Origin of the sequence: Curtobacterium sp. BH-2-1-1, assembly GCF_001806325.1 — a bacterium.
Taxonomy (GTDB): Bacteria; Actinomycetota; Actinomycetes; order Actinomycetales; family Microbacteriaceae; genus Curtobacterium.
Genome location: NZ_CP017580.1, coordinates 3766340 through 3787901, shown reverse-complemented (window position 1 = coordinate 3787901; position 21562 = coordinate 3766340). Strand labels below are relative to the sequence as shown.

At 72.2% G+C, this 21562-nt stretch carries 22 protein-coding genes; 9 read left to right on the top strand and 13 right to left on the bottom strand.

The genetic code is table 11. From position 1 onward, the window contains the following. Nucleotides 1-19: 19 nt before the first annotated feature. From BJK06_RS18015 to BJK06_RS18005, 3 genes are read right to left on the bottom strand one after another with little or no spacing between them, the layout of a single operon-like run. On the bottom strand, nucleotides 20-997 hold the full coding sequence (locus tag BJK06_RS18015) for an SURF1 family protein (protein ID WP_083295371.1): 978 nt from the start codon (nucleotides 995-997) through the stop codon (nucleotides 20-22). Then, nucleotides 994-1302, bottom strand: coding sequence for a hypothetical protein (locus BJK06_RS18010; protein ID WP_070419043.1), 309 nt, complete (start codon nucleotides 1300-1302; stop codon nucleotides 994-996). The genes BJK06_RS18015 and BJK06_RS18010 overlap by 4 nt, the downstream gene beginning before the upstream one ends. Then, nucleotides 1302-1721, bottom strand: coding sequence for a DUF3099 domain-containing protein (locus BJK06_RS18005; protein ID WP_070419042.1), 420 nt, complete (start codon nucleotides 1719-1721; stop codon nucleotides 1302-1304). Before BJK06_RS18005 ends, BJK06_RS18010 begins: the two co-directional genes overlap by 1 nt. 166 nt (nucleotides 1722-1887) lie before the next feature. Between BJK06_RS18005 and fabG the strand changes: the two genes are divergently transcribed. Further along, nucleotides 1888-2601 carry a 3-oxoacyl-ACP reductase FabG gene (fabG, locus tag BJK06_RS18000; protein ID WP_070419041.1) on the top strand — a complete coding sequence of 238 codons (714 nt, stop codon included), beginning with the start codon at nucleotides 1888-1890 and terminating at the stop codon, nucleotides 2599-2601. A 115-nt stretch (nucleotides 2602-2716) separates the two neighbouring features. Here fabG and serB read toward each other — a convergent pair whose 3' ends face one another. Both serB and BJK06_RS17990 read right to left on the bottom strand, forming a co-directional pair. Next, nucleotides 2717-3355, bottom strand: a complete 639-nt coding sequence (gene serB / locus BJK06_RS17995) for a phosphoserine phosphatase SerB (protein ID WP_070419040.1) — start codon at nucleotides 3353-3355, stop codon at nucleotides 2717-2719. A gap of 87 nt (nucleotides 3356-3442) precedes the next feature. Next, nucleotides 3443-4684, bottom strand: a complete 1242-nt coding sequence (locus tag BJK06_RS17990) for a glucose-1-phosphate adenylyltransferase (RefSeq protein WP_070419039.1) — start codon at nucleotides 4682-4684, stop codon at nucleotides 3443-3445. A 47-nt stretch (nucleotides 4685-4731) separates the two neighbouring features. Between BJK06_RS17990 and glgA the strand changes: the two genes are divergently transcribed. The 3 genes from glgA (at nucleotide 4732) to BJK06_RS17975 (ending at nucleotide 7093) form a co-directional block, all read left to right on the top strand. Then, nucleotides 4732-5931 (top strand): glycogen synthase, encoded by a 1200-nt coding sequence (gene glgA / locus BJK06_RS17985; protein ID WP_070419038.1) that lies wholly within the window; start codon nucleotides 4732-4734, stop codon nucleotides 5929-5931. Nucleotides 5932-5940: 9 nt separating this feature from the next. Then, complete coding sequence (locus BJK06_RS17980; RefSeq protein ID WP_070419037.1) at nucleotides 5941-6723, top strand: ABC transporter ATP-binding protein; 783 nt, start codon at nucleotides 5941-5943, stop codon at nucleotides 6721-6723. Between the two features lie 121 nt (nucleotides 6724-6844). Further along, entirely contained in the window at nucleotides 6845-7093 is a 249-nt protein-coding gene (locus BJK06_RS17975; RefSeq protein WP_070419036.1) for a type B 50S ribosomal protein L31, read from the top strand. A gap of 726 nt (nucleotides 7094-7819) precedes the next feature. Here BJK06_RS17975 and BJK06_RS17970 read toward each other — a convergent pair. Together BJK06_RS17970 and treS are read right to left on the bottom strand one after the other, a co-directional pair. Continuing rightward, nucleotides 7820-8566 carry a 3'-5' exonuclease gene (locus BJK06_RS17970; RefSeq protein WP_181015118.1) on the bottom strand — a complete coding sequence of 249 codons (747 nt, stop codon included), beginning with the start codon at nucleotides 8564-8566 and terminating at the stop codon, nucleotides 7820-7822. Nucleotides 8567-8731: 165 nt separating this feature from the next. Further along, on the bottom strand, nucleotides 8732-10447 hold the full coding sequence (gene treS / locus BJK06_RS17965) for a maltose alpha-D-glucosyltransferase (RefSeq protein ID WP_070419606.1): 1716 nt from the start codon (nucleotides 10445-10447) through the stop codon (nucleotides 8732-8734). A 155-nt stretch (nucleotides 10448-10602) separates the two neighbouring features. Here treS and BJK06_RS17960 point away from each other — a divergent pair, with 155 nt between their 5' ends. Both BJK06_RS17960 and BJK06_RS17955 read left to right on the top strand, forming a co-directional pair. Then, entirely contained in the window at nucleotides 10603-11616 is a 1014-nt protein-coding gene (locus BJK06_RS17960) for an alpha/beta fold hydrolase (protein WP_083295369.1), read from the top strand. A 5-nt stretch (nucleotides 11617-11621) separates the two neighbouring features. Next, nucleotides 11622-12704 (top strand): glycosyltransferase family 1 protein, encoded by a 1083-nt coding sequence (locus BJK06_RS17955; protein WP_070419605.1) that lies wholly within the window; start codon nucleotides 11622-11624, stop codon nucleotides 12702-12704. A gap of 51 nt (nucleotides 12705-12755) precedes the next feature. Here BJK06_RS17955 and BJK06_RS17950 read toward each other — a convergent pair whose 3' ends face one another. The 3 genes from BJK06_RS17950 to BJK06_RS17940 form a co-directional block, all read right to left on the bottom strand. Then, on the bottom strand, nucleotides 12756-13505 hold the full coding sequence (locus BJK06_RS17950) for a hypothetical protein (protein ID WP_070419035.1): 750 nt from the start codon (nucleotides 13503-13505) through the stop codon (nucleotides 12756-12758). Between the two features lie 95 nt (nucleotides 13506-13600). Next, entirely contained in the window at nucleotides 13601-14239 is a 639-nt protein-coding gene (locus tag BJK06_RS17945) for a histidine phosphatase family protein (protein WP_070419604.1), read from the bottom strand. 103 nt (nucleotides 14240-14342) lie between these two features. Next, entirely contained in the window at nucleotides 14343-15197 is an 855-nt protein-coding gene (locus BJK06_RS17940) for an NAD-dependent protein deacetylase (protein ID WP_070419034.1), read from the bottom strand. Nucleotides 15198-15305: 108 nt separating this feature from the next. Here BJK06_RS17940 and BJK06_RS17935 point away from each other — a divergent pair, with 108 nt between their 5' ends. After that, nucleotides 15306-16133 (top strand): RNA methyltransferase, encoded by an 828-nt coding sequence (locus BJK06_RS17935; RefSeq protein ID WP_070419033.1) that lies wholly within the window; start codon nucleotides 15306-15308, stop codon nucleotides 16131-16133. A 40-nt stretch (nucleotides 16134-16173) separates the two neighbouring features. Here the strand turns inward: BJK06_RS17935 and BJK06_RS17930 are convergent, their stop codons facing one another. The 3 genes from BJK06_RS17930 to BJK06_RS17920 are packed head-to-tail and all read right to left on the bottom strand — an operon-like array spanning nucleotide 16174 to nucleotide 19510. Then, on the bottom strand, nucleotides 16174-17730 hold the full coding sequence (locus BJK06_RS17930) for an AtzH-like domain-containing protein (protein ID WP_070419032.1): 1557 nt from the start codon (nucleotides 17728-17730) through the stop codon (nucleotides 16174-16176). After that, the gene (locus BJK06_RS17925; protein WP_070419031.1) at nucleotides 17727-18821 is read right to left on the bottom strand and encodes an acetamidase/formamidase family protein; all 1095 of its coding nucleotides are present in this window, start codon (nucleotides 18819-18821) and stop codon (nucleotides 17727-17729) included. Before BJK06_RS17925 ends, BJK06_RS17930 begins: the two co-directional genes overlap by 4 nt. Then, the gene (locus BJK06_RS17920) at nucleotides 18818-19510 is read right to left on the bottom strand and encodes a FadR/GntR family transcriptional regulator (protein ID WP_070419030.1); all 693 of its coding nucleotides are present in this window, start codon (nucleotides 19508-19510) and stop codon (nucleotides 18818-18820) included. Before BJK06_RS17920 ends, BJK06_RS17925 begins: the two co-directional genes overlap by 4 nt. Before the next feature lie 148 nt (nucleotides 19511-19658). Here BJK06_RS17920 and BJK06_RS17915 point away from each other — a divergent pair, with 148 nt between their 5' ends. Beyond that, on the top strand, nucleotides 19659-20948 hold the full coding sequence (locus tag BJK06_RS17915; RefSeq protein WP_070419029.1) for an amidohydrolase family protein: 1290 nt from the start codon (nucleotides 19659-19661) through the stop codon (nucleotides 20946-20948). Next, nucleotides 20941-21546, top strand: a complete 606-nt coding sequence (locus BJK06_RS17910) for a DUF1097 domain-containing protein (protein WP_070419028.1) — start codon at nucleotides 20941-20943, stop codon at nucleotides 21544-21546. Before BJK06_RS17915 ends, BJK06_RS17910 begins: the two co-directional genes overlap by 8 nt. Nucleotides 21547-21562: the final 16 nt, after the last annotated feature.

Sequence of the window (21562 nt, the reverse complement as noted above, 5' to 3'; positions counted from 1 at the left end):
CGTCAGCCCTGTGCTGGCTTCAGCGAACCGCGTTCAGCAGCTCGTCCTCGATCTGCGCGTCCGTCTTCGGCTTCGCGTCCTTGCGGCGCTGGCGCTCGAGAGCGCGCTCGCGCTCCTCGGGGTCGTCCTGGTTCAGGTTCCGGAACTCCTGCACCATCAGGTAGACGAGGAACCCGAACCCGCCGACCGCGAACATGAACCACTGGATGAAGTAGCTGAGGTGCAGCCCCGTGTCGGCCGTCGGGCGCTCCCAGCCGAGCGGGCGAGCCTCGGTCGGGGCGGGGGACTCGGACGCGAGCTGCCCGTACGCCCCGGTGTAGATGGGCGTGTCGACCTTCTTGCCGACGTCGGACAGCGTCACGGACTGCACCTGGTCGGTGTGTGCCGGGTCTGTGCGGCCGGGGATGCGCGGTTCGCTCGGCTGCAGACGGACGATCGCCGTGACCTCGCCGGACGGGGGAGCGGGCACGTGGTCGGGGGCGTCCTGTGCGTTGCCGGTGGGGACCCAGCCGCGGTCGACGACGAACGCACGACCGTCGGCCGTGACGAGCGGCGTGAGGACCTCGAAGCCGGGCTGGCCGTTGTGCACACGGTTCCGGACGAGCAGCTGGTCGTCGGTGTCGTAGCGGCCGGTGACGCTCACGCGGAGCCAGGTCTTGCCGTCGTTCCAGCTCGACGCCGTCGGGAGCGCCTCGTCGAGGGGGACCGGGGTGTGCTCGTAGTTCTGCGCGACCTGCTCGTTCTGGCGGACGGCCTCGTTCCGGCGGTCCCACTGCCACATGCCGAACAGCGCGCACACGATCGCGAAGGCCACCGCGATGGCGAAGTAGCCGAGCCACCGCCGGCTGCGGACGAAGCGCCAGCCGACGAAGGGCTCGTCCGGATCACGCTCGGCGGTCCGGGTGGTGCCGTCGGCAGCGGAGGCGGCTGCGGCGCGCTCGAGCTTCTGCGCGTGCCGTCGGCCGTACCGGGAGCTCGGGTCGAACTGCTGGTTCACCGACGGTCACCGGCTGCGCGTGCACCGACGTCGTTCTTCGGGGCGTCGGCCGGGTCGCGTTCGTCGTCGAGGCGGTCCACGTCCTCGTGCATGCCCGTGACCCGGACGGGGAACGACCGGGACCGGAGGTAGTCGGCGAGGAAGTCACGGTGCTCGTCGCACGCGGCCCAGATCTTCACCCGGTCGGTCGCGTGGATCCGCGGGTTGCGCCAGTTGACGCGCCACGAGGCGGTCGACACGCAGCCGGCACGCGAGCACACGGGGGTCGAGCCGGGTTCGGTGAAGAGGTCGAACGTGGCCCCCATCAGCGACGTCCCCAGACACGCGAGCGGTCGCCGTTGCGCTGCCACTCGGCCTGCGCGTCCTGCGCCTGCTCGCGCAGCCGGTCCTGCTCGGCGCGGTACGCCTCGGCCCGGGCGTCCTCCTGCTGTTCGCGGAGTCGCGGGTCCACGGCGTCGTAGAGCTGGATCGCACCGGCAGGGGTCACGATGTCGCTCTCGGCACGGCTGCCCGCGTTGGCGATGATGACTGCGACCCACGGGATCACACCGGCGAGGACGATCGGGATGACGGCGATCCACGTGTGCCAGATCGACCACACGACGACCGCACCGATGAAGAACACGACGCGGAGGGCCATCTGCCAGACGTACCGGGACAGGCGGTGCGCACGATCCTGCTCCGGAGAGTCCGGGAGGGTGGTGATGCTGTGCGTCGTCTTCATCCGATGTTCTTTCCTCTGCCCGAGGGAAAGCCTAACTCCGCGCGGGCCCGGATGGTTCCGCCGCGCGCGGACACGGTGCGCGTATCGGCTCCGGTACGCTCTTCCGGGCGTGTCCGACCCGGTCCGGGCCCGGCGCGCCGTGCAACCCACCCCGAACGGAGCGACCATGAGCACCCCCCGTACCGTCCTCGTCACCGGCGGCAACCGCGGCATCGGCCACGCCCTCGCGGAGCGCTTCGTCGCCGCCGGCCACCGCGTCGCGGTCACGTCCCGCAGCGGCCAGGGCGGCCCAGAGGGCGCGCTCACGGTGCAGGCCGACATCACCGACACGGCCTCGGTCGACGCTGCCTTCTCGCAGGTCGAGGCCGAGCTCGGCCCGATCGAGGTCCTCGTCGCGAACGCCGGGATCACGAACGACCAGCTGCTGCTCCGCATGTCGGAGGAGGACTTCACGAGCGTCATCGACACGAACCTCACGGGGACGTTCCGGGTCGTCAAGCGCGCCACGAAGGGCATGATGAAGGCGAAGTTCGGCCGCATCGTGCTCATGTCGAGCGTCGTCGGCGCCTACGGCCAGGTCGGCCAGGTCAACTACGCTTCGTCGAAGGCCGCCCTCGTCGGCATGGCCCGGTCGATCACGCGCGAGCTCGGCTCCCGCGGCATCACCGCCAACGTCGTCGCGCCCGGGTTCATCCAGACGGACATGACGGCGGCGCTGCCCGAAGAACTGCAGGCCGAGTTCAAGAAGCAGATCCCGGCGGCGCGGTACGGCACCGTCGACGACGTCGCGGACGCCACGCTGTTCCTCGCCGGCGACGGGGCCGGGTACATCTCCGGCGCGGTCATCCCGGTCGACGGCGGCCTCGGGATGGGGCACTAGGCCGGGGCGCGCCCGCCGAGTCTCGCCTCGGCGGACACCTTCGTGGCGAAGCGGCCGCGAAACCGTCCGCGGGGCCGAGTCTCGGCCCGGCCGGCGCGGCGCGTCAGGCGGCGCGTCAGCCGCGCAGGCCGAGCGTCGCGAGCACGCTCGACAGGTCACGGTCGACGACCGCGACGTCCGCCTGCTCGCGGACGAGCGGCTTCGCGTCGAACGCGACCGACAGTCCGGCCACACGCATCATCTCGAGGTCGTTCGCGCCGTCGCCGATCGCGACGGTGCGGACGATCGGCACGTCGTCGGCCGCGGCCCACTCGCGCAGTGCGACGGCCTTGGCGTGCGCGTCCACGACGTCGCCGAGGACCCGCCCGGTGAGGACGCCGTCCACCACCTCGAGCCGGTTCGCCCGGCAGTGGTCGAGTCCGAGCTGCTCGGCGAACGGGTCGAGGACCTCGTGGAAGCCGCCCGACACGACGCCGACGGTCCCGCCCGCGGCGTGCACGCCGCGGACGAGCTGGTCGGCACCCCGCGTCACGCGGACCGCCTGCTGTGCACCCTGGAAGACGTCGTCCTGGAGGCCCGCCAGGGTCGCGACACGCTCCCGGAGGCTCTCGGCGAAGTCGATCTCGCCGCGCATGGCGCGCTCCGTGATCGCCTGGACCTGTGGCCGGGTCCCCGCCGTGTCGGCCAGGAGTTCGATGACCTCGTCCTCGAGGAGCGTGGAATCGGCATCGAGGACGACGAGGAAGCGTGGCACGCACCAACGGTACCGACTCGGGAGGCGCGGCCGGCGTTCATGACGCCAGCCGCGCCTCCTGGGCCGTCCGTTCCTGCCCGCGCGACGCTACGCGTCGACGCGCACGCCCTTGCCGACGACTGTGATGCCGGACTCGGTGACGGTGAAGCCGCGCGCTTCGTCCGCTTCGCGGTCGATGCCGACCTGGGCGCCGGGGGCGATCACCACGTCCTTGTCGAGGATCGCGCGGTTCACGACGGAGCCGGCGCCGATCGAAGCGCGTTCGAAGACGATCGAGTCGAGGACCTTCGCGCCGGAGTCGATGCCGCACCAGGGGCCGATCATGCTGCGCTCGACCTGGGCGCCGGACACGAGGCAACCGAGCGACACGAGGGAGTCGACCGTCGAGCCGGTGTTGCCGTTCGCGTCGCGGACGAACTTCGCCGGGGGCAGGTTCGTCTGCTGGTTGAAGATCGGCCAGTCCTGGTTGTACAGGTTGAAGACCGGGACCGGTGCGATGAGGTCCATGTGCGCGTCGTAGAACGAGTCGATCGTCCCGACGTCGCGCCAGTAGTACCGGTCGCGCTCGTTCGACCCGGGGACGTCGTTGCGCTTGAGGTCGTAGACGCCCGCGTCGCCACGCGCGACGAAGTCCGGGACGATGTCGCCGCCCATGTCGTGGTCCGACGCCTCGATCTGGCCGTCGCGGAGGACGGCGTCGACCAGCGCGTCGGCGTCGAAGACGTAGTTGCCCATCGACGCGAGGATCTCGCCGGGGGAGTCCGCGAGCCCGACGGCGTCCTTCGGCTTCTCGAGGAACGCCTCGATCTTCGTCGGGTCGTCGTCGGCGACCTGGATCACGCCGAACTGGTCGGCGAGGCCGATCGGCTGGCGGATCGCGGCGACCGTGGCGCTGCGGCCGGAGGCGATGTGCGCCTCGACCATCTGGTGGAAGTCCATCCGGTACACGTGGTCGGCGCCGACCACGACGACGATGTCGGGGCGTTCGTCGCGGAGCAGGTTGAGCGACTGCAGGATCGCGTCTGCCGACCCGGCGAACCACCGCTTGCCGAGCCGCTGCTGCGCCGGCACCGACGCGACGTAGGACCCGAGCAGGCCCTCCATGCGCCAGGTCTCGGCGACGTGGCGGTCGAGACTGTGCGACTTGTACTGCGTCAGGACGACGATCTTCTGCAGTCCGGAGTTGACGAGGTTGGAGAGCGCGAAGTCGATGAGACGGAAGTTCCCGCCGAACGGGACAGCGGGTTTCGCACGGTCGGCCGTGAGCGGCATGAGCCGTTTCCCCTCGCCGCCGGCGAGCACGATGCCGAAGACCTTCTTTGGTGCCATGCCGCTCACAGTAGGCGTCAGCACTGGGAACCCGTTACGTTGAACGCGTGCGAGTCGATCTGCTGACCAGGGAGTATCCGCCGGAGGTCTACGGCGGTGCGGGTGTCCACGTGGCCGAACTGACCGCGGCGCTGCGGTCCGACACCGACACCGAGGTGCGCGTCCGCGCCTTCGGGGCGTTCCGCGACGAGGCCGACGTGTGGGCCTACCGCACGCCCGGCGGCCTCGAGCAGGCGAACGGCGCGCTGCAGGCACTCGGCACCGACGTTTCGATCGCCGCGGACGTCGAGGGTGCCGATCTCGTGCACTCGCACACCTGGTACGCGAACTCGGCGGGACGCATCGCGCAGCTGACCTACGGCATCCCGCACGTCGTCACGGCGCACAGCCTCGAGCCGCTCCGCCCGTGGAAGGCCGAACAGCTCGGCGGCGGGTACCGGCTGTCGAGCTGGATGGAGCGCGAGGCGTTCGAGCACGCCGACGGTGTCATCGCCGTGTCGAAGGCGATGCGCGCGGACATCCTCCGCTCGTACCCGTCGATCGACCCCGCGAAGGTGCACGTCGTCTACAACGGCATCGACATCGACGAGTGGAAGCCCACCGTCGACGAGGACGCCGTCCGCGCGCTCGGGATCGACCCGTCGCGTCGCTCGGTCGTGTTCGTCGGACGCATCACCCGGCAGAAGGGCCTGCCGTACCTGCTGCGCGCGGTGGCCTCGCTGCCGGCGGACGTGCAGATCGTGCTCTGCGCCGGTGCGCCGGACACGCCGGAGATCATGGCCGAGGTCACGGGTCTGGTCGACTCGCTGCGTTCCGCTCGTGACGGCGTGGTCTGGATCGACCGGATGCTCGCTCACGAGGAGATCGTCAACGTGCTGTCGTCGGGCACCGTGTTCGTCTGCCCGTCGATCTACGAGCCGCTCGGGATCGTCAACCTCGAGGCGATGGCGTGCGGGATCCCCGTCGTCGGCACCGGCACCGGGGGCATCCCCGAGGTCGTGGCGGACGGACTGACCGGTCGCATCGTGCCGATCGACCAGGCACAGGACGGCACCGGGACCCCGACGGACCCGGACCGCTACGTGGCCGACCTCGCCGCGACCCTCACCGAGGTGCTCGCCGACGAGGGGCTCGCGAAGCTCATGGGCCGCGCCGGACGCCTCCGCGTCGAGACCGAGTTCACCTGGGACGCGATCGCCCGGCGGACACGCCAGGTCTACGACGAGGTGCTCGGGCAGAACCCCTAGGCTGGTCGCATGCCCTCGGTCGTGCGCTTGTCAGACGTCTCCGTGGTCCGCAACGGGGCCACCATCCTCGACGGGATCTCGTGGGAGGTGCAGGACGACGAACGCTGGGTCGTCCTCGGTGCCAACGGTGCCGGCAAGACGACGCTGCTGCAGGTCGCCGGCGCCCAGACCTTCCCGACCTCGGGTGAGGTCGAGGTCCTCGGCACCGAGCTCGGCGGTGCCGACCTGTTCGAGCTGCGTCCACGCATCGGCTTCGCGTCGACGGCCCTCGCGCGCCGCATCCCGGTCACCGAGAAGGTCATCGACGTCGTGCTCACTGCGGCGTACTCGGTGACGGGCCGCTGGAACGAGGAGTACGAGGAGCTCGACGTCCGCCGCGCCCAGCGCGTGCTCGACGAGTGGGGCCTCGGTGCCTTCACCGACCGGACCTTCGGCGAGCTCAGCGACGGCGAGCAGAAGCGCGTCCAGATCGCCCGTGCAGTGATGACCGACCCCGAGATCCTGTTCCTCGACGAGCCGGCCGCGTCGCTCGACCTCGGCGCGCGTGAGAGCCTCGTGCGGACCCTCGGCGGCTACGCGCAGAGCGAGGACTCGCCGGCCATCGTCATCGTGACCCACCACGTCGAGGAGATCCCGGCCGGGTTCACCCACGCCCTGGTGCTCGCGGACGGGCACGTGCAGGCTGCCGGGCCGATCGACGAGGTCCTGACCGCCCCGACCCTGACCGAGGCGTTCGGCATCGAGCTCACCGTGTCGAAGGACGCCGGCCGGTACACGGCGCGCGCATCGTGACACTGCTCCCGATCCGGCCGGTCGTCTGGTAACGTAGACGGCTGGCGCAAGCCGCAGACTTCCCGCGTCGTGCTCGTACGAGTGCCGCGCACGTCCCCATCATCGCAACCGAGGAATCTCCATGAAGACCGACATCCACCCCGAGTACCGCGCCATCGTCTTCCGTGACCTGGCTTCCGGTGAGACGTTCCTGACGCGTTCGACCGCGAACAGCGACAAGACCATCGAGCTCGACGGTGCGACATACCCGGTCATCGACGTCGAGATCTCGTCGGCGTCGCACCCGTTCTACACGGGCAAGCAGCGCATCCTCGACTCGGCCGGTCGCGTCGAGAAGTTCAACCAGCGCTTCAAGAGCTTCGGCAAGTAAGCAGTCCTCCGGACGTTCGAACGGGCGGCTCTCCTGCGGGAGGGCCGCCCGTTCCGTCGTTGGCGGGGGTGTGGCGCGGCGGGTCGGGCGGTGCGCGGGGCGGCCGGGTGGCTCGGGCGGTGCGGCCGACCGGGCGGGCGGTGCTGCACGTTGGGCGGGCGGTGTCGGGCGGCCGCGACGACGGGTCGAACCACGGAACCGACGTCGAACCAGGCGAGCGGCGTGGTTCGACGTCGGAAGCGTGGTTCGGAGTCGCGTCGCGCTCGGCCGGGCGGCGCGGGCGGGCGGTGCGCTTTGCGGTGCGGCTGGGTGGCTCGGGCGGGCGCGGCGGCGAGGGGGCGGCCGCGGTGACGGTTCGAACCACGGAACCGACGTCGAACCAGGCGAGCGGCGTGGTTTGACGTCGGAAGCGTGGTTCGAAGTCGTCTCGCGCTCGGCCGGAGCGGCGCCGTGGAGACGCGGGCGGTGCGGATTGCCGGCGCACAACGCAAGTGCGTTCGCGCCGTGCTACGGCGCGGTTCGGACGGAGTTTGGTTGTGCGACCGTGCGGGAGCGGAGTGGGACGCCGCGCGGGAGCGGCGCGGGCGTCGGTGCGGGGCGAGGCACGGGCGGGCCGGCCGGTGCGCGCGTCGAACCACGGATCCGACGTGGAACCAGGCGAGCGACGTGGTTCGGCGTCGGAAGCGTGGTTCGACGCCGGGCGAGCCGTGCCCGCCGGCGGGCGCCTCAGCCGGCGTTGCGGTGGGGCCAGCGGCCGTCGGCGGTGAAGGCCGGGTCGCGCTTCTTCCGCATGTAGTCCTGGAACGAGGACGCCTGCTCGGCGCACCAGCCGACCTGCTTGCGGTGGAGCTCCTCGGCGGAGACGCCGAGCTCCTCGGGGTACTTCGCCGCGATGGCCTGCGCAACACGCCCGGCCGCGATGGCGTCGGCGCCGGCGTCGTGCGCTTCGGAGAGGGTGACGCCGTAGAGCTCCGACGCAGCCTCGAGCGTGCGCTTGCCCTTGCGGTAGGTGTCGAGCGCCTTGTCGATCACGAGCGGGTCCACGACGTTCCCGATGACCGGGGAGGCGATGCCGTGGCGCTTGGCCTCGCGGTCGAGGACGGTGAGGTCGTACGGGGCGTTGTAGATGACGAGCGGGATGCCCCGGGCGAAGACGGCCTCGACCGCGGCGATGATCTCTGCGACGACCTCGGCGGCGGGGCGGCCGTCGGCGCGAGCGCGCTCGGTCGTGATGCCGTGGACGGCGGCAGCGCCCTCGGGGATCTCGACACCGGGGTCGGCGAGCCAGGCGCCCTCGACGATGGAGCGACCGGTCATGTCGATCAGGCCGACGTGGGCGGTGACGATCCGGGCGGTCTCGACGTCGACGCCGGTGGTCTCGAGGTCGAACACGCCGAGTGCGTGCCACCAGGGGCGACCCGAGAGGTCCTGGGCCGGAGCGGGGGAGTCGAGCTGCGCTGTGGGGAACGTCACGCGGTCAGGCTAACCGGACGCACCGACACGCCGAGACGCGACCCGCCCACCGGGCGCGACGCGACCAGCCCACCGGGCGCGACGCGACCAGCCCACCGGGCGCGACGCGACCAGACGGGGGACGCGACCCGCCCACCGGGGCCGAGCCGCGCCTCCAGGACGCCGCTACCCGACCGGCGCACCCACGTGCAGCCAGTAGAACGACTGTGTCCCCATCGTCAGCGTGACCTGGCCCTCCGCGTCGAACGACGGGAACGAGCCGCCGCCGAAGAGGTCGTACAACGGCCTCCCGGCGTACTCCGGCGCAGAGATGGTCACCGACGTCGGGTTGGTGGCGAAGGAGAAGACGCAGAGGACGTCCTCGGCGGAGGGGCCGAACTGGTGGCCGGAGCCGGAGCCCTCCCACGACCGGACGAACGCGAGCACGGAGTCGTTCGAGGTGTCCTGCACGTCCAACGTGCCGAGCCCGAACACCGGGTGCGCCTTCCGCACGTGGATCACGTTGCGGACCCAGTGCAGCAGCGACCGGGACTGGGCGAGCTGCGCCTCGACGTTGACCTGCGCGTAGTTGTACACGAGGGACTGGACGACGGGAAGGTACAGCTTGCCCGGGTCCGCGGTGGAGAAGCCGGCGTTGCGGTCCGGCGTCCACTGCATCGGCGTGCGCGAGGAGTCGCGGTCCGGCAGCCAGATGTTGTCGCCCATCCCGATCTCGTCGCCGTAGTACAGGAACGGCGACCCCGGGAGGGAGAACAGCAGGGCGTGGATGAGTTCGAGCTCGGCGCGGGAGTTGTCGAGCAGGGGAGCGAGGCGTCGCCGGATGCCGATGTTCGAGCGCATCCGCGGGTCGTAGCCGTACCAGCCGTACATGGCCTGCCGGTACTCCTCGCTGACCATCTCCAGCGTGAGCTCGTCGTGGTTGCGGAGGAAGACGCCCCACGCAGCGGAGGCCGGTACGTCGAGCGTCTCGGACAGGATCGCCTTGAGCTCGGCGGCGTGCTGCGCGCGGAGCGAGTAGAAGATGCGCGGCATCACCGGGAAGTCGAACGCCATGTGGCACTCGGGCTCCTCGTCGGTGCCGAAGAACGCGGCGGTCTCGCGCGGCCACTGGTTCGCCTCGGCGAGCAGGACACGCCCGGGGTACTCGTCGTCCACCATCGCGCGGAGCTTCTTGATGAACTCGTGCGTCTCGGGTTCGCCCTCGCCGTTGCCGTCCTCCGACTCGAACAGGTACGGGATCGCGTCGAGCCGGAGCCCGTCCACGCCGAGGTCGAGCCAGTGCCGCACGACGTCGTACACGGCCTCGACGACGGCCGGGTTCTCGAAGTTGAGGTCGGGCTGGTGCGAGAAGAACCGGTGGAAGAAGAACTGGCGTCGGACCGGGTCGAAGGTCCAGTTCGACTCCTCGGTGTCCACGAAGATGATGCGGATGTTCTCGTAGTCGGTGTCCGTGTCGCGCCAGACGTAGAAGTCGCCGTAGGGGCCGTCCGGGTCCTCGCGGGACTGCTGGAACCACTCGTGCTGGTCGCTGGTGTGGTTGATCACCATGTCGATGACGATGCGCATGTTGCGTTCGTGCGACTTGGTGACGAGTTCGCGGAAGTCGTCGAGGGTGCCGAACTCGGGGAGGATCGCCTTGTAGTCGGCGATGTCGTACCCACCGTCGCGCATCGGCGACTGGAAGAACGGCGGCAGCCAGAGGGCGTCGACCCCGAGCCACTGCAGGTAGTCGAGCTTGCCGATGACGCCCTGGATGTCCCCGATGCCGTCGCCGTTCGAGTCGACGAACGAGCGGATCATGCACTCGTAGAAGACCGAGCGCTTGTACCACTGCGGGTCCAGTGTCAGGCCGGGGAGCTGGATCGGGGCGGTGAACGTCACCATGGACACGCTAGGCCGCGGTGCATGGAGTTGTCCGGAGAATGCACGGCCTGGAGGCGCGGGTCGTCCTCCACAGGCACGTCGCGGCCGCGAGTCGTCCACCCTCCAGCGTGGGTGACGTCGGCGCACCGGCGCGCGTTCGTAGACTGACGGGGATGCAACCGCCCGTGCTCTCCCCGTACCAGTCGCTGATGGCCGCCACCCCGGTCGTCCACCGCTCCGTGCAGGTCGACGGCCGCACCACCCACTTCTGGGAGTACGGCCCGTCCGACGCCACCCAGACCGTCCTCGCCGTGCACGGGTTCCGTGGCGACCACCACGGCCTCGAGACGATCGCCGCGCACCTCGACGGGGTCCGGGTGATCGTGCCGGACCTGCCCGGCTTCGGCATCTCCGATCCGCTGCCCGTGTCCGACATCGACTCCTACGTCGCGTGGCTGCGCGGCTTCCACGCGGCGCTCGGTCTCGGTGCGGACACCGTGGTGCTCGGGCACTCGTTCGGGTCGATCGTCGTGGCCGCCACGGTCGCCTCCGGCCTCGCGACGCGGTTGCTCGTGCTCGTGAACCCGATCGCCGCCCCGGCACTGCAGGGTCCGCGTGCGGTCGGCACGGCGATCGCGATCGGGTACTACCGTGCCGGCGCCGTGCTGCCGAAGCCGCTCGGGCTCGGACTGCTCCGCAACCCGGCGATCGTGCGAGTGATGAGCCTGGCGATGCTCAAGTCGCACGACCGTGACCTCCGGCGCTGGGTGCACGACCAGCACGACCGGTACTTCTCGGCGTTCGCGAACCGCACGAGCGTGCTCGAGGCGTTCCGCACCTCGGTCACGCACGACGTCGCCGAGTACGCCGATCGCATCACCGTGCCGGTGCTGATGATCGCGGCCGAGCGCGACGACATCACGGCGGTGCCCGAGCAGCGTGCCCTGGCCGCGCGCCTCGCGGACGCCGAGCTGGTCGTCGTGCCGCACGTCGGGCACCTCGTGCACTACGAGACGCCCGGCGCCGCTGCGTCCGCGGTGCTGCGACGGATGGCGGACGCCCCGAAGCGCGGCCGCAAGGGAGCGCAGCCGGGCTCCAAGCGTGCACCGAAGGAGACACCGAAGCCGAAGGAGACACCGAAGCCGAGGGCGACGCCGACTCCGCCGGCCGACGGTGCCGCGTCGTGACCCGCCTGCGCATCGGGATCGACTGCCGCTACGTCCGCATCGGCCGCCACGACGGCATCAGCCGGTTCACGGCCGGCGTCGTCGCCCACCTGCCCGAGCGACACGACTACACCCTGCTCGTGCACGACGAGCGGCAGCTCGAGTCGCTGCCGTCCGACCTGCCGTGGGAACTCCTGCCTGCGCCGACCGAGCCGGGGGAGCCCCTCGTCGCGCGCAAGGTCAACCGCCTCGGGCTCGACGCCGTCTTCTCGCCCATGCAGACCATGGGGTCCCGCGGTCGGCAGTACGCCCTCGTGCTGACCCTCCACGACCTGATCTACTACCGGAACCGGACGCCCCCGCGGGAGTTCTCGTGGCCCCTCCGCTTCGGCTGGCGTGCCTTCCACCTCAGCTGGGTGCCGCAGCGCCTGCTCCTGAACGGCGCCGACGGGGTCGTGACGGTGTCCGAGACGACCGCCGGCCTCATCGCCGAGCACCGGCTGACGAAGCGCCCCGTCACCGTCGCGTACAACGCCGCCGATCCCGCGACCCCTCGGCCCGAGGGCGGTCCGCGCGAGAAGTCCCTCGTGTACATGGGCTCGTTCATGCCGTACAAGAACGTCGAGACCCTCGCCGCCGCGATGCCGCTGCTCGGAGCGGACTGGGTGCTGCACTGCATGTCCCGGGTGTCCGCCGCCGATCGTGCGCGGCTCGAACGGCTAGCGCCGGCGGGGTCGATCGTGTTCCACGACGGCGCCTCCGACGACGAGTATCTGTCGGTGCTGCGGTCGGCGACGGCCCTCGCGACGGCGTCGTACGACGAGGGCTTCGGCATCCCGCTCGTCGAGGCGATGGGCGTCGGCACGCCGGTGGTCGTCAGTGACATCCCGATCTTCCGCGAGATCGGCGGGGACGTCGCGGAGTACTTCGACCCGTCGTCGCCGTCGGCCGTCGCGGCCGCGGTGCGCCGACTCGAGGCGCGGTGGGACGAGGCCTCGCGGGCATCGGTCGTGCAGGCCGGGCGGTTCCGGTGGGAGACCTCGGCGGAGCAGGTCGTCCGCGCGGTGGAGCAGGCGGTCGCGGCCCGCGGGGCCACCCCCGGGCAGTAGGCCAGCCCGAGCCAGCAGGCTTCGGGCGCCGGTCGCGCGCACCGACCCGCCTCAGGACGACGGCCGCTCCGCCGACACCGTGGCCCCCGGGAACACCGCCTGCGCCTCCTGCGTCGCCTTCGCCACCACGGCGTCGAGCGCAGCCCCGCGCCCGATCGTCTCGACCGTGATCGCCTGGTCGGCCGGCTCGTCCGACGGGCCGCCGTCGCCCCACGAGCACCGCACGCCCGAGACACCGCCGATCGCGTCGAGCTGCCGGGCGAGCGTCAGACGCTGTTCCGTGGTGCGCTCGTCCGGAGAGACCCCGATCTCGAGCGCACCGAGGTCCGCCACGGCGAACACCCGGACGCCGTTGCCGCTCGCCGTCTTCGCTGCGGCGCGCAGGTCGTCGACGACCGCGGTCCGTTCCTCGTCGGAGAGCGTCGGCGACACCGTGACGGTGGACTCGACGTCGTAGCTCGCGAACGAGGTCTTCTTCGGTTCCGAGTCGCGCACGCCCTCGACGCCGTCGAGGTCCCGCGCGGCGCTGCCGAACCGGTCGAGCGCGGCATCGGGGCGGGGGAACACGCCACCGACGCCGTTCTGCACGCTGCCGATGATGGTGACGAGCACGACGGCGAGCACACCGGCAGCGATGATCACGCCCACACCGACCAGGGCGCTGCGTCGGACACGCTGCCGCGGGGTCCGCACCGGGACGGATGCCGTGCCCGGGCCGAAGGCACGATCGAGGTCGTCCGGATCGGGCGACTGCGGCCAGCCGGGCCGAGCGCCCCCACCACCGGGTCCGTCGACGGTCATGTCAGCCCCCTCACACGCTCGGGTCTGCGAGTGGATCGGAGCCTAGTACGACACCACCGACAGCGCGCGGCGGCTCCCGGCGGCAACCCGCGGCGCTACCCGCGGCGCTCGAGTGGGTTCTGGTACTCGAAGGCGTACCGGCCGGGCCCGTCCGAGACCCCGTCGATCGGGTCGTCGAACCGCACGAGCTCGGCGTGGAAGCGCTCGGGGTCCCACCGGAACGAGTGCACGGACCCGTTCCGGATCGGGGTGCTGTGCCGGTCGGCGGTGCCGGGGGCGGCGGCGTTGACGATGCTGCGGATCACGGCGCCGTGGGTCGCGACGACGACGCTGCCGGCGTCGTACCGGACCGCGATCTCGGCGAGTGTCTCGGTGACGCGGTCGAGCAGCGCGCTGCGGGACTCGCGGCCCGGGATGTCGTCGTGCGGGTAGCGCTCGCGGACCTCGTCGTCGGTCAGGCCCTCGGCCTCGCCGTAGGAGCGTTCCGCCAGCCCTGCGTACGTGGCGGGCGCTGCGAGACCGAGGTGGTCCGCGATGATCGATCCGGTCTCGAACGCCCGGGACAGCGGCGACGCGACGACGGCGTCGAACCGCCGGCGGTCGAGCAGGGTCGCGGTGGATCGGGCCTGTCGGCGTCCGGTGTCGTTCAGGGGGATGTCCGTCGAGCCCTGGATGCGCCGTTCGGCGTTCCAGTCGGTCTCGCCGTGCCGGACCAGGTACAGGAGCGTCGTCACCGCACGATCATCCCAGACGCGGCGCGGCACCTCATCCCGGACGCGGCGCGGCACCTCGTCCCGGACGCGGCGCGGCACCTCGTCCCGGACGCGGCGCGGCACCTCATCGCAGCCGTGCCGCCAGGGCTTCGAGCGTCTCGGTCGTGCCGGCGTCGATCTTGACCGCTGCCCGGGGGTCGCTGCGGGTCGTGCCGCGGTTCACGATGACCACGGGGTGCTTCCGTCGTGCGGCGTGGTCGACGAGCCGGACGCCGGAGTTCACGGTGAGGGACGAGCCGACGACGAGGAGCGCGTCGGCCTCGGCGACGATGGAGACGGCCTCGCGGAACTTCTCGGCCGGGACGAACTCGCCGAAGAACACCACGTCGGGCTTCAGCACCCCGCCGCACACCGAGCAGTCCGGCACCCGGAAGCGCTCGACGTCGGTGATCTCGACGTCGCCGTCGGGCTGGAGCTGCACCGACCCGGGCTCGTCGATCCACGGGTTGTCCCGGTCGAGCACGGTCGCGAGGTCGGCGCGCGAGAACACCTGCCCGCAGGTGAGGCAGACGGCACGGTCCATCGACCCGTGGATCTCGACGACCCGACGTGATCCGGAGCGGAGGTGCAGTCCGTCGACGTTCTGCGTGACGACCCCCGTGACGATGCCGTCGCGTTCGAGCGCCGCGAGGGCCTGGTGCCCGGCGTTCGGACGGGCCGAGGCGAAGGTGCGCCAGCCGAGGTGCGAGCCGGCCCAGTAGCGCTGCCGCTTGGCGGGGTCGGCGCGGAACTCCTGGAAGGTCATCGGCTTCCGGACGACGCGGCCGGCGCCCCGGTAGTCGGGGATGCCGGAGTCCGTGCTCAGCCCGGCGCCGGAGAGCACGGCGATGCGCTTGCCGGCGAGGAGCTCGACGGCGCGGTCGAGGGCCTGCCCGGACGCGGTCGCGCTCGCGGTGCTGGTCGGTTCGCTCGTCGCCATCGTGTTCACGGTACCCTCAACAGCCGACCGCCCCGGTCACTTCCCGTGGACGACGCCAGGTCGTGCCCCGCCGCCACCGGCCCCCACACCGACCCCGAAACGAGCCCCGTGCACGCCGTCCGCATCGACTCCCTCGACGACCCCCGCCTCGACGACTTCGCCCGGCTCACCGACGTCGCCCTGCGGCGCGTGTCCGAGCCGGAGGGCGGCCTGTACATCGCCGAGTCGAACACGGTCATCGAGCGGGCGGTCCGCGCCGGGCACGTCCCGCGGAGCGTGCTGGTCCAGGAGAAGTGGCTCGACAGCGTGCTCCCGGTCGTCGCGGACCACGACGGCCCCGTGTTCGTCGGCCCCGACGACCTGCTCGAGGACCTCACCGGCTTCCGGATGCACCGCGGCGCCATCGCCGCGATGCATCGCCCGGAGCTGCCGAGCGTCGCGGACGTGGTGCGCGACGCCAGGGTCGTGGTGGTGCTCGAGGACATCGTCGACCACACCAACGTCGGCGCGGTGTTCCGGAGCGTCGCCGGCCTCGGGGCCGACGCCGTCCTGGTCAGCCCCCGCTGCGCCGACCCGCTCTACCGGCGCAGCGTCCGCGTCAGCATGGGCACGGTGCTGCAGGTGCCGTGGACCCGCATCGGCGACTGGCCGGCCGCCGGCGAGGAGCTCCGGGCGCAGGGCTTCCACCTCGCCGCGATGGCCCTGACGGACCGCTCGGTGGACCTCGACGCGTTCGTCGCGGACGTCCCGGACCGCGTGGCGCTCGTGATGGGCACCGAGGGGCAGGGCCTCACGCCGGCGGCGATCGCGTCCGCCGACACCACCGTGCGCATCCCGATGGCGCACGGCGTCGACTCGTTGAACGTCGCCGCGGCGAGCGCCGTCGGGCTCTGGGCGGTCACGCACGCGCAGCGGCTCGCTTCCGCGCGGGCCTGAGGGCCGGGAGGCGCGGGTCGCCTCCGTCGTCCGGCGCACCTCAGCGGGTCGTCAGGTCTCGTGCACGGCGCACCAGGTCCCGGTCGGTGCCGACCGCGCCGACCAGGCACACGCCGACCGGGGCGTCGTCGACGGTGAGGGCGGGGGCGCTCACCGCGGGGAGGCCGCCCACGCTCGCGAGGCTCGTCAACCCCGTCGTCGCGGTCCTGCTGCGCTCGAGTGCGGCGGCGTCGGCGGACACGAGCGGTGCGGGGCCCGGCACGGTCGGGAACACGAGGGTCAGGCCGACCAGCGCCCGGCGGATGGTGTCCCGGACGACGCCGAGGCGCTGGACCGCGTCGGCGGTGGCGGCGGGGTCGTTCGCCGCGGCTGCTGCGAACCGGTCCCCGACGACGGTGCTCAACGCGCCGGGGTGTCGGGCGATCCAGGCTCCGTGGGCGGCGACGGCCTCGGCGGCCTGCACCAGGCGGAGCAGTTCGCGGAGCTCGTCGGGGGCGGGGACGCCGAGGTCCGCGAGCCGGACCCGGTCGGGTTCGTCGTCGAGGCACCGGGTGAACGCCGAGAACGCGCTGGCGGTGTCGGGGTCGACCAGGGCGAGCAGGTCCTCCGGGACGACGAGGGGCGTCGGTGCCGGGGCCGGACCGGGGTCGGGCACGGTGGCGTCGACCACGGCGAGGAGCGTCTCGGCGTCGCGGGTGAGCCACCCCACGGTGTCGAAGGACGGTGCGAGGGGGAGCAGACCGTCGCGGGGGACCGTGCCGTGGGTCGTCCGGAGGCCCCAGAGCCCCTGGTACGAGGCGGGGACCCGGACGGACCCGGCGGTGTCCGTGCCGATCCCGATGTCGGCCATGCCGAGACCGACGGCCGACGCGGAGCCGCTGGACGAGCCCCCTGGCAGCCGCGTCGGGTCCGCGGCGTTCGGCGGTGTGCCGTGGTGCTCGTTCCGTCCGGTGAGGTTGTACGCGAACTCGTCGGTGCGCGCGATCCCGCGGATCGCCGCACCGGCGGCGAGGAGCGCCGCGACGGCCGGTGCCGCGGCCGTCTCGACCGGCGCCTCGCGCAGGAAGGTGGGGTTGCCGGCACCGACGGGTTGGCCGGGCACGGCATAGAGGTCCTTGACCGCGACGGTGCGCCCGTCGAGCGGCCCGGAGGCGCTGGGTGCGACGAGCGGGTCGCCGACAGCCCGCCAGACGGTCGGGTCGAAGGCGCGGGGGCGGCCGGTCACGTGTGCTGCCTCGATGCGCCAGCACGCGACGGGGCCGGTGTCGTCGTGTGCGGTCGTGCGGCGCCACAGCTGGGTCTGGAGGCCGTGGCCGCCGGCGGCGAACCGGGACACCGACACGACGAGGGCGAGGTCCTCGGCGAGGGGCCGGACCTCGACCCGCGTCAACGTCCTGGTCGCGACCCCGCCGCGTGCTCCGCGGAAGGCGCTGATCGCGTCGTGGCCGACGAGCAGCCCGCGGTCGTCGCCGCGCATCGTGCCGGGTGCGTCGACGAACGCGTCGTCGAGGGCGTCGAGGTCGTTCGTCAGCAGGGCGGCCTCGTACGCGTCGAGTGCCTCGAGGAGACCCTCGGGAGCGTCGGGGTGCGTGGTCATCGGGTGGGCTCCTCGAAGTCGGCCTTGCGGATGCGGGCGTGGACACCGGTGACGAGGTCGACCACCTGCGAGATGTCGAAGTCGGTCGCGGCGGAGAGGTAGGCGTACGCCAGGTGCGGCTCCATCCCCCAGCGCGCACCGAGGATCGCGACGGCGTGCCGGACGCACTCCCGGACGGCCTCGTCGAGGTCGGGGTCCATCCCGGTGGGGACGAGGTACTCCTGGGTCTCGGCGACCGGCCACACGAGGTCGCCGAACCGGCTCGCGGCCTCGTCGGCCGGTGTCAGGTCGAACCGGACCGTCGCGCGGAGCGAGGCCTCCATCGCGGTGAGCGCCACCTCGCCGTCGCCCTGCGCGAAGTGCGGGTCGCCGACGTACGCGAGCGCACCGGGCACGAGGACGGGCAGGTGCAGCTGCGTGCCCGCCTGCAGGAGGTTCACGTCGATGTTCCCGCCGTGGCGGCCCGGCGGGACCGAGTGCCGGCGCTCCCCGGGGGTCGCGACGCCCATGATCCCGAGGAACGGGGCGAGCGGGAACCGGGCGAACCGTTCGCGGGCGGGTGTCAGGGGGATGCGGCCGCGGAGTCCGGCGGGGGAGTCGACGACGTCGGCGAAGACGCTCACGGTCGTGCCGTCGACGGGGTACTCGCCGTGCAGCGCGCCCCGGCCGTGGCGGTTCGACACGACGCCGTAGTGCACGCGGGGGAGCGTCTCGACGACGGTCATGGTGAGGACGTCCCCCGGTCGTGCGCCCGCGACGCCGACGGGCCCGGACACGACGTGCGGTCCGTCTGCGTCGGGGTCGCGGCGTCCGGTCCGGGCGATCGCGACGGCGTCGTCGAGCACGTGCTCCGGTGCGACGCCGTGCGTGGCGAAGAAGGCACGTGGGTCACTGCCCTGGTCGGGGAGGATCCCCTCGTGGCTGACGGTGTCGATCGTCACGGACTCGCCCGGCACGACGGTGATCGCCGGTCGGTCGTCGGCGTTCGGCAGCCGCCCCCAGAGGACGGTGTCCGGGTCGACCGGCAGGTAGCGGTCGGCGCGGACCGGTCCCCTTCCGGGCTGGAGGGTCGGGATCGCGGGGGTCGTCATCGGTCGGCCTTCCGTTCGACGAGGTGGGCGACGTCGGCGAGGTGGTCGGTCATCGCCGCGCGGGCGGCCCCCTCGTCGTGTCGGCGGATGCAGTCGAGGATCCGCTCGTGCCACACGAACGACGACCGGCGGCCCTCGCTCGTGCTGTGGGACCGGGCGCGGACGTCCTGCACCCAGCCGCTGCTGAGCTCGCACAGGGAGACCAGGAGTGGGTTGCCGGAGGCCCGGGCGACCTGCACGTGGAACGCGACGTCCTGCGCGAGGGACTCCTCGGGGCTGAGGCCGGCGTGCGTGGCCTGCAGGATCCGTTCGAGCGCGAGCAGGTCGGCCTCGCCGGCACGGGCTGCGGCGAGCGCGGCGACCTGGGGCTCGACGACGGTCCGGAACTCGGCGACGTTCTCGGCCCGGTGCGCGAGGTCCTCGGCGTGCCCGACACCGGTCTGGCGTTCGAGGAGCGCGGTGGCCTCCTCGGACCGGGGGAGCACGACCGTCCCGCGACCGGGCGTCCGGGACACGAGGCGTCGACGTTCGAGTTCCTGCATGGCCTCGCGGACGGTCGTGCGCGACACGGCGAGGTCCTCGGCCAGGGTCCGTTCCGGGGGCAGCTTGTCGCCCGGAGCGAGGTCCTCGAGCACCAGGCGCGCGAGGTGCGCGGCGGTGGCGGCGCTCAGGGTGCGTCCTCGTTGCATGGGCAGGAGCCTAGGGTCCATTGGTCTGCTTGGCTCATTGGTACGACCAACTTTTACACGCCCGTCACACGCTGCGACGGAGCCGGAAACACGACGGGCGAATGGTGGGTGGCGTCAACCGACCACCGATGAAGAAGAGGGGTCCGTCGTGGACCTGGTCCTCCGCAACGCCCGCCTGGTCGACGAGCCCGGCCTCGTCGACGTCGTCGTCGAACACGGCACGATCACCGCGGTGACCGCAGCCGTCGGCACCGTGCCCGGCGACCCCGCCACCCGGGTCGTCGACTGCGCCGGCCGCGTCGTCGTGCCCGGGTTCGTCGAGTCGCACCTGCACGTCGACAAGGCCCTGCTCGACCGGGAACGTCCGAACCCGGACGGGACGCTCGCCGGGGCGATCGCCGTCACCGGGGAGCTCAAGCGCGGGTTCACGCACGGCTCGGTCCGGGACCGCGCGCGCACCCTGCTCGACCAGGCGATCACGAACGGCACGACGCTGGTCCGCGCACACCCCGACGTCGACCCGATCGTCGGGTTGACCGGCGTCGAGGTCCTGCTGGGGCTCCGCGACGAGTACCGCGACGCCCTCGACCTGCAGATCGTCGCGTTCCCGCAGGAGGGCATCGCGAAGGCGCCGGGGACGCTCGCACTCCTGCGCGAGGCGCTCGGTGCCGGCGCGGACGTGATCGGCGGCTGCACGTACAACGAGCGGTCCCTCGCCGAGTGCCACGAGCACGTCGAGACCGTCCTCGACCTCGCCGAGGAGTTCGACGTGCCGGCGGACCTGCACGCCGACTTCGCCGACGACACGAGCGACCCGCGGTTCGCCCTCGCGCGGGTCATCGCCGACACCGTCGTCCGCCGCGGGATGCAGGGCCGGGTCGCGCTCGGGCACATGACCTCGTCCGCGAGCCTGCCCTCGACCGAGCGGGCCGACCTGTTCGCGCGGCTCGCCGAGGCGGGGGTCGCGGTCGTCCCGCTGCCGGCGACCGACCTGCACCTCGGCGGTCGCGCCGACGACCACGACGTCCGCCGTGGTGTCGTCCCGGTCCGCGACCTCTGGGCCGCCGGCGTCACGAGTGCGTACTCGTCGAACAACGTGCGGAACGCGTTCACCCCGTTCGGCAACGCCGACCTGCTCGACATCGGGTTGCTGCTCGCGCAGGTCGGGCACCTGTCCGGACCGGAGGACCTCGCCCGCGTCCTCGACATGGCGACGACCTCGGCTGCACGGGTCGTCGGGATCGCCGAGACCTACGGCATCCGTCCCGGCGCCGACGCCGACCTCGTGCTCCTCTCGACCACCGACCCGGCGGGCGTGCTGCTCGACCGCCCGGACCGCGCCCTCGTCGTGAAGCGCGGCCGCGTCGTCGCCGAGACCACCCGCACCACCGTCCTCACCACCGGCACCACCCGATCGAAGGAGCTCAGCAATGCGTGAACGGATCCCGCACGAGATCGTCGCCTCCGTCCTGGCCGGTGCCACCGCGTTCATCGGGGGCACAGCGCTGAACCTGCCCACCTGGGCGATCTTCATCAGCTGGGCGGGGATGTTCCTGCTCGGGCCGAAGCCCACGCTCCGGAACGCCACCCGGCTCTGGGCGACGATGCCGGTGGGGTCGACGTTCGCCCTCGTCATCGTGCTCGTCGACCAGCGGATCGGCACGCTCCTCGGCGACGGGCAGTTCGCCCGGAACGTCGTGCTCGGCGTCGTGATCCTCGTGTGCAACACCGCGCTGATGTGCACCGGCCGGGTCCGTGCGTTCGCGCTGGTCCCCGGGATGTTCCTCGGGTTCGCGTCCTTCTTCGCGACGTACTTCGGCGGCTTCGGCTTCGCACCGGGCAACGTGTGGGCAGCGTGGGTGTCCGTCGTGGTGATGAACGCCGCAGGCCCCGTCTTCGCGTACCTGTCGCGGAGGTGGACCTTCGCGCGCCCGACGGGACCCGACGGCGGTGGGGCCGGCGTCCCGTCGGACGCGACGGCTGCCGGCGGGGGCGAGCCGCGCCTCCAGTCCGACCCCGCACCGACGCGCGCCTAGCGCGTCCTCGCAGCCA